Here is a 6,170-nt window from a genome sequence, read left to right on the forward strand (position 1 = left end):
TTAACGGTAAGGCCTATACTGGCAGCTTGAGCGGACACACTGGAGCATCCACATGACGAGCGATACACCTGACCAGGCCGCCAGCGAGGACGATCTCGAACCCTCGCTGGAAGAGCTGGGGCTGGTTGCGCCGCCCGAGCATGCGCCCGAGCCGTTCCACGACCTGCTGACAGCACCCGAGGCCTACGAAGACGTGCTGCCGCTGCTGCCCCAGCGCAGCAGCGCGCAGCAAAGCTGGCGCGTGACCGTCTCCGACGCCAAGTACCACTGGTACGACCTGTTTGCCGGCTTTCCCGAACGGCCCGACATCCGCGATCCCATCGGCCGCCAGCTGCGCCGCATGCAGTTCGACCTCGAAGCGACCATGGAAAAGCGGCTGATCTATTTTGTCATCAACCGTCCCATCGTGCGCTTCGATACCACGCGCAACACCAGCTGGGCCTTCTTCTCGCTCAAGCTCACGGTGCCGATCCTGATCGGTACCGAAGGCAAGCGCGGTTCCGTGCAGATGGAGCTGGTGGTGCCGTTTGCCGCTACCCTGAAAAAGCCGGTCGTGACCATGACCGACCGCTTCATCACGCTCAACTGGGGCGGCCTGGTGGAAGCGCTGTCGATCCACGACGTGCTGCAGCAGTATGACCACGACCTGAAAGTGCCGAGCAAGGTGCAGTACGTGGGGCAGACCAAGGACCCGGCCGGACGCCTGGCGCGCGCGCGCCTGTCGGCCGTGCAGCGCATCCACTTCAACAACAGCGAACACCACGACCTGCTGCTGCTGGTGCTGCGCATGCAGGTGGAAGTGGTGTGCGACGACGGTGATCCGGCCGACAAGCCGGTCAACCAGAACGCGGTGGCAGCCGACATGCTGCTCAAGGACCGGGTGGACGCCATCGAGTGTGCGCTGATCCGTTACTTCGAGGGACCGATCATGCAGGGCCGCACCAGCCGCGAAGTGGAGGTGCGGCGCGAGCGCATGCTCGAAATCGAGGCCAGCAACCACCTGCAGCACATGCACATCGACCTGCGCATCGCCGACGGCAACCCGTACAACGACCTGTACTCGGCTGCCGCACCGGCGTCGAGCGCCCATATTGTCGATTGCAGCTTCAAGGAAGGCGCAGTGCTGACCACGCCGGCTCCCCCGCCGGTAGCGCCAGCGGCAGGCAAGGCGCGCGCCTGAGCGTACCGTGGCCGGACATAGGCTCAAGCATACCGGGGCGCCGGAAGCCCGTCGTGCAGTCTCCCGGCAACCCCGTGTATAAGCCTGCGTGAATGACAGACTCTCAGCGGCGGAAATGGTTGGACCCGCTCCCCCGAAGTAAGTTCAACCGGCGCACGCGGGGTTGTCACAAACCGGTGCCCTGGGCCGTCTAGAATTGATACCCATTTTTTGCTTATTCAATGATCGACACCACCTTTGACTCCTTGCGCCCGCGCCTGTTCGCCATCGCCTACCGCATGCTGGGCGTGCGCGCCGATGCCGAGGACGTGGTGCAGGACGCCTGGCTGCGCTGGCATGGCAGCGACCGCGCGGCGATCCTGTCGCCCGAAGCGTGGCTGGTGACCGCCACCACCCGGCTGGCCATCGACACCCTGCGCGGCCGGCAAAGCGAGCGCGCCAGCTATATCGGCTTGTGGTTGCCCGAACCCGTCGTCGAGATCGATGACCGCACGCCGGAGTCCAGCGCCGAAATGGCCAGCGACGTATCCATGGCGTTTCTATGGGTACTCGAACGGCTGTCGCCGGAGGAGCGCGCTGCCTTTCTGATGCGCCAGGTGTTCGACCACGACTATGCCGACATCGCCGCCATGCTGGGCAAGACCGAAGCGGCATGTCGCCAGATGGTGCACCGCGCCCAGGAACGCGTGCGCCAGCAACAGCCGCGCTTCAACGTCCCGCGTCACACCCATCATGCCCTGCTCGGCCGCTTCATGGTTTCCGCCAAGGCGGGCGACCGCAACGCCATGAAAGCGCTGATGGCCGACGACGTGCAACTGGTGGCGGACGGCGGCGGCAAGATCCGCTCGTTCATGCGCATCCTGCGCGGCGCCGGCCGGGTGGCGGGCGTGTTCTGGTCGGTGGAGCATCAGCATCCGTTGCAGGTGGACTACCGCCAGGCGCGCGTGAACGGCGAACCGGGCCTGCTGCGCTATGTCGCTGGCAAGCTCGAGTCTGCGCAGTCGTTCGTGATCGAGGACGGCAGGATCGCAGCGGTGCTGGTGGTGCGCAATCCGGACAAGCTCGCCCGGGCGCCGCAAACGATTTTCTAGCGCACGGTCACAGGCGCGGTGGCCGGCGCGTCTAAGGAGCATGAGGCGCAATGGTGCGCCCTCTCCAGACAGGAAACCGCAATGACCCACACCGCCCGCATCGACGATTTTTACCACCATGCTCCCGCCAGCCTGCAAGCGATGATCGCGCTATCCACTTGCGTGAAAAAAAGTGCACTGGGCCTGCGCCTGGTGGAACTGGTCAACCTGCGCATCTCGCAACTGAACCACTGCGGCGTGTGCATCGACATGCACTGGCGCGACCTGATCGGGCAAGGCATGGACCCGCGTCACGTCAACGCCATCGCCGGCTGGCGCGAGGCCCCGGCATCGTTCTTCAGCGACCGCGAACGCGCAGCGCTCAACTGGGCTGAAGCCACCAACGCCCTGCCCCACCAACAGCCAGGCGACGATGATTTTGCGCTGCTGAAAAACCACTTCGACGACAGCCAGATCATCGAGCTGAGCTACGGCATTGCCGTGATACGCGGCTGGAACCTGATCAACGCCAGCCTGCGCAACCAGATCCCCGAAGTGCCGCCACCCGGGCTGTGACGGGCGTAATGACAACAAATCGATAAACTATTTATACTTAGTTTTAAGACAATGCTAATATGGCAATACCGCAGCGCATTATTTGCGGCAAGCCAAGTACATCCACCATAGTCTTGAATGAGAGGGTAGTCCGATGAATGTGAAACGTATCCTGAGCCAGGTCGCCATGTCCGCCGCATTGCTGTGGACCGGCGCGGCCAACGCAGCGCTGTATCAATTCACCGTGACGGGGGACTACGCGGCCAAGTGGACGCTGGACTCGAGTGTGGCGCCGGACCTGTCGGAAGACGGTGGCGGCTTCGTGTATTACGACGTGGAGGGCTTCCCCGATGCGCTGTTGTCGGTCGCCGACATCACCTTCTTCTCGGCTGCAAACGGAGGCGGCCTGGTGATCGAAGACTTCTACCTCGGCTACCAACTGCTGGCGACCGATGGTCCGCAGCTGTACACCGGCGCCGAAGACAGCCCGGTCTTCAAGGTCGGCAACTTCGCCTTGACGCAGTTCGGCGGCGCGGGCCGCTACACGCTCAACGTCACCAACCTGAGCGCAGTGCCGGAACCGGAAACCTATGCAGCCATGCTGGCGGGCCTGGGGTTGATGGGGGTGGTGTTGCGTCGTCGCCGTCGCAGCTGATGCGACTGGCAGTCTGAGCGTAGTTCGCTGGTCATCCGCGCGCTGTCATGGGCGCGGATGACCGATACGACCGCGCTCAGACGACTGTTGCAGCAGAAACATCCATAATCGAGCGCATCGCCAACTTGGTTATCAATGCATGACGATGCTCGAAAAACCGCATATTTTTCATCGAGTTACTGCGGCCACATCTGCTACAGGTGCACGTCCTTGCTTCGCTCTGGTTATTTTCGGCGCTGGTCGCCTCGCAGATGTCGCAGCGCCAGATCAGTGGGTATTGGTGAGGTAATGGCAGCGCACAGGCGGCAATAAACTGCTTAGCGACGACCCGAATGCATTCCTCGGGATCATCCAGACCGAGCGTGCCGTTATAGAAGACAGCGCCCGTCCCTGCGCTCCACGCATGAAGATCGCGCGCAAGATCGATCCAGATCCAGTGAATATAGGGTTGCTGGTGATCGTCGGCGATAGCTAACATTTTTTCAACACAATCCCACGGCAACATCTCGCCTAGCAACATTTTCTGGCAGATGTTACTTGAATATGTGCGTAGAGCGTCATACCAGTCATGGGGCAGTTCAAGCCCAAGCTCGGTCACGCAGGACTGAAATAAACGCTCCACCAGGACTGCATCCACCTCTGCATCCAAGCAACATGATGCCAGTTCCCAAACGCTTGGCGCGTCGCAACCGCCCTCCAGCAGTTCGTTGGCCCAATCGACATAGTCGTGCGTTTCAATCCACGAATCGTCGATTCTTTTAAAGGCAGGTTCTAGGAAGTTCATGAGCTTTTCCTGGATGGCTGCATTTCCTGAATAAATCGGTAGACTGCTGGTCTAAGCAACCAACAGCCGATCTCGCAGGCCACGCAAAATAGCAGTGAAAACCTCGGTTTGGTCCAAGGCTCTGGCCAGTACCAACGCTCCCTGGATACCCCCTACAACTTCCGTCGCAAGGGCTGCGGCTTGTTGCGGCTCGCGCCCGGTGCGCACCAGGGCCGCTGCAAGCGCATCGATCCAGGCTGCAAAGTAACCACGGACCCGATCTGCAAAACGATCACGTTCGCTGCCAAGAGCAAAGACTCCTATCAAACAGACGCGACGGCCCGAGAGGAAGTAGCGGCCTACGTCGTCGAACATGGCCTGAATGCCTGCGACAGCGTCTGCACGCGCAATCAGCGGCTCGAAAACATGGTGTTTGAACCAGTCATCGACGTGGGTCAGCACGGCTTCCGCCATTTCCTCTTTGCCGCCGGGGAAAAAGTGATAGATGCTGCCCTTGCCTAGTTTGGTGCCCTCGGTGATGCGAGCCAGGCTCGCTCCCTCGAATCCATAGGTTCGGAATATCTCTCCGAGCAGCGGGATCACATCTTCCCGTTCCGCGATTACTCTAGCCATTCATCTTCCTTAAAAACCGAGACTGCTCAGCCCTGGATGATCGGCCGGCCGTGGTCCACTATTGTCCCACAGCAGCTTGCGCTCCTCCGCTTTGATCGGATGCTCATTGATGCAAGCGTGACGATGATGCATCAGACCATACTCATCGAATTCCCAGTTTTCATTGCCGTAGGCGCGATGCCACTGGCCGGAATCGTCACGGTACTCGTAGGCGAAGCGCACCGCGATGCGTGCGCCGTCGAACGCCCACAGTTCCTTGACGAGACGGTAATCGAGCTCGCGGTCCCACTTGCGTTTCAACAGCGCGACGATGGCTTCCCGGCCTTGAGCGAACTCGGCGCGGTTGCGCCACCAGCTGTCTTCGGTGTAAGCGAGGGCGACTTTCTCTGGATCGCGCGTGTTCCAGCCATTCTCGGCCAGACGGACTTTTTCGATTGCGGTTTCACGGGTAAACGGTGGCAACGGTGGACGGATAGACATGATAGTTCTCCTTTTCTGTACTCATCGGAACACAATGTACCGATAGGTAAAGAAACTATAGGCTGGCCAATTTCCCTTTGCAAGCTTTTTTTTCGGAATGGGTCGCGCGCGTGCCTTCAGGATGGTTTGGCATTGAGACTTTGGTTCGAGAGTGGGTGTGCGACGGCGTGAGTGAGTCAATGCCATTACGCGAGGCACGATTCCGAACTAGAAGTCAGCAGGGAGGGCTGGAAAAAATTGCGGGATTTATCTTCATCGTGCGCGCTTGTTTTGTATGCGGCCGGAGGTGACAATAGTGCATCGACTAAGCGCATCCCAAGGAAATTATGATTCCGAGTTGGAACATGGCAGGCGTGCTTCCACCGGTCCATCCTGGAATGCCGGGTCACAGCGCTGATCGTTCTCCATACCCGGCTGTTCTCGCAGATGTGATCGAACGATTTTCGACCTCTCCAGAACGGATCAGCATTTTGCAAGGTCTGATGCGCTTACGTGCGGCATTCCATGCAATGGGAGTTGTCAACGGTTTCCAGTGGTTCGATGGCAGTTTCCTCGAGCATGTTGAAGCACTCGAGTCCCGGCCTCCCAACGACATTGATGTTGTCACTTATTTTGAGCTACCGATTGGAATATCGGAAGCAAATCTGGTGGCGAGAGCCCCCGAAATTTTTGACCACGACAAAGTAAAAGCCACTTATCAAGTAGATCACTATCCAGCCGTTTTAGGCAAGCCGACCGGTAATCCCCCCATTAATGATGCGCACCAGAAGTAGAGGCTATGCGGCGAGGGCCAATTTCTGAATCGGCGTGATGCCGCCAAGTGCCATGTGTGGC

General features: G+C 59.8%; 7 protein-coding genes and 1 pseudogene. 5 read left to right on the forward strand and 3 right to left on the reverse strand.

From position 1 onward, the window contains the following. The first annotated feature begins 52 nt into the window (after positions 1-52). The 4 genes and pseudogenes from ASF61_RS04225 to ASF61_RS24515 form a co-directional block, all read left to right on the forward strand. Positions 53-1,180 (forward strand): hypothetical protein, encoded by a 1,128-nt coding sequence (locus ASF61_RS04225; protein WP_056151487.1) that lies wholly within the window; start codon positions 53-55, stop codon positions 1,178-1,180. 221 nt (positions 1,181-1,401) lie between these two features. Then, positions 1,402-2,271 carry an RNA polymerase sigma-70 factor gene (locus ASF61_RS04230; RefSeq protein ID WP_056151490.1) on the forward strand — a complete coding sequence of 290 codons (870 nt, stop codon included), beginning with the start codon at positions 1,402-1,404 and terminating at the stop codon, positions 2,269-2,271. An 81-nt stretch (positions 2,272-2,352) separates the two neighbouring features. Beyond that, on the forward strand, positions 2,353-2,826 hold the full coding sequence (locus ASF61_RS04235) for a carboxymuconolactone decarboxylase family protein (protein WP_056151492.1): 474 nt from the start codon (positions 2,353-2,355) through the stop codon (positions 2,824-2,826). Between the two features lie 541 nt (positions 2,827-3,367). Further along, positions 3,368-3,460 (forward strand): annotated as a pseudogene (locus tag ASF61_RS24515) (PEP-CTERM sorting domain-containing protein); the annotation flags it as partial. Positions 3,461-3,536: 76 nt separating this feature from the next. On the opposite strand, the gene ASF61_RS04245 reads toward ASF61_RS24515, so the two are convergent. Genes ASF61_RS04245 through ASF61_RS04255 form a run of 3 tightly spaced genes read right to left on the reverse strand, consistent with a single transcriptional unit; the run spans position 3,537 to position 5,336 of the window. Continuing rightward, positions 3,537-4,244: a hypothetical protein gene (locus ASF61_RS04245; RefSeq protein WP_056151498.1), complete on the reverse strand. Its 708-nt coding sequence runs from the start codon at positions 4,242-4,244 to the stop codon at positions 3,537-3,539. A gap of 51 nt (positions 4,245-4,295) precedes the next feature. Then, complete coding sequence (locus ASF61_RS04250) at positions 4,296-4,856, reverse strand: TetR/AcrR family transcriptional regulator (protein ID WP_056151501.1); 561 nt, start codon at positions 4,854-4,856, stop codon at positions 4,296-4,298. A gap of 9 nt (positions 4,857-4,865) precedes the next feature. Beyond that, positions 4,866-5,336, reverse strand: coding sequence for a nuclear transport factor 2 family protein (locus ASF61_RS04255; protein WP_056151504.1), 471 nt, complete (start codon positions 5,334-5,336; stop codon positions 4,866-4,868). Positions 5,337-5,662: 326 nt separating this feature from the next. On the opposite strand from ASF61_RS04255, the gene ASF61_RS23125 reads away from it, so the two are divergent. Beyond that, entirely contained in the window at positions 5,663-6,109 is a 447-nt protein-coding gene (locus ASF61_RS23125; protein ID WP_156369449.1) for a hypothetical protein, read from the forward strand. The last annotated feature ends 61 nt before the right edge of the window (positions 6,110-6,170 follow it).

Origin of the sequence: Duganella sp. Leaf126 (genome assembly GCF_001423125.1) — a bacterium.
Classification (GTDB): domain Bacteria; phylum Pseudomonadota; class Gammaproteobacteria; order Burkholderiales; family Burkholderiaceae_D; genus Rugamonas.

Bases quoted from the DNA above. Each gene is read 5' to 3' on its own strand.
- ASF61_RS23125 (WP_156369449.1), top strand. From the start codon at position 5,663: ATGATTCCGAGTTGGAACATGGCAGGCGTGCTTCCACCGGTCCATCCT.
- ASF61_RS04225 (WP_056151487.1), top strand. From the start codon at position 53: ATGACGAGCGATACACCTGACCAGGCCGCCAGCGAGGACGATCTCGAA.
- ASF61_RS04255 (WP_056151504.1), bottom strand. From the start codon at position 5,336: ATGTCTATCCGTCCACCGTTGCCACCGTTTACCCGTGAAACCGCAATC.
- ASF61_RS04245 (WP_056151498.1), bottom strand. From the start codon at position 4,244: ATGAACTTCCTAGAACCTGCCTTTAAAAGAATCGACGATTCGTGGATT.
- ASF61_RS04250 (WP_056151501.1), bottom strand. From the start codon at position 4,856: ATGGCTAGAGTAATCGCGGAACGGGAAGATGTGATCCCGCTGCTCGGA.
- ASF61_RS04230 (WP_056151490.1), top strand. From the start codon at position 1,402: ATGATCGACACCACCTTTGACTCCTTGCGCCCGCGCCTGTTCGCCATC.
- ASF61_RS04235 (WP_056151492.1), top strand. From the start codon at position 2,353: ATGACCCACACCGCCCGCATCGACGATTTTTACCACCATGCTCCCGCC.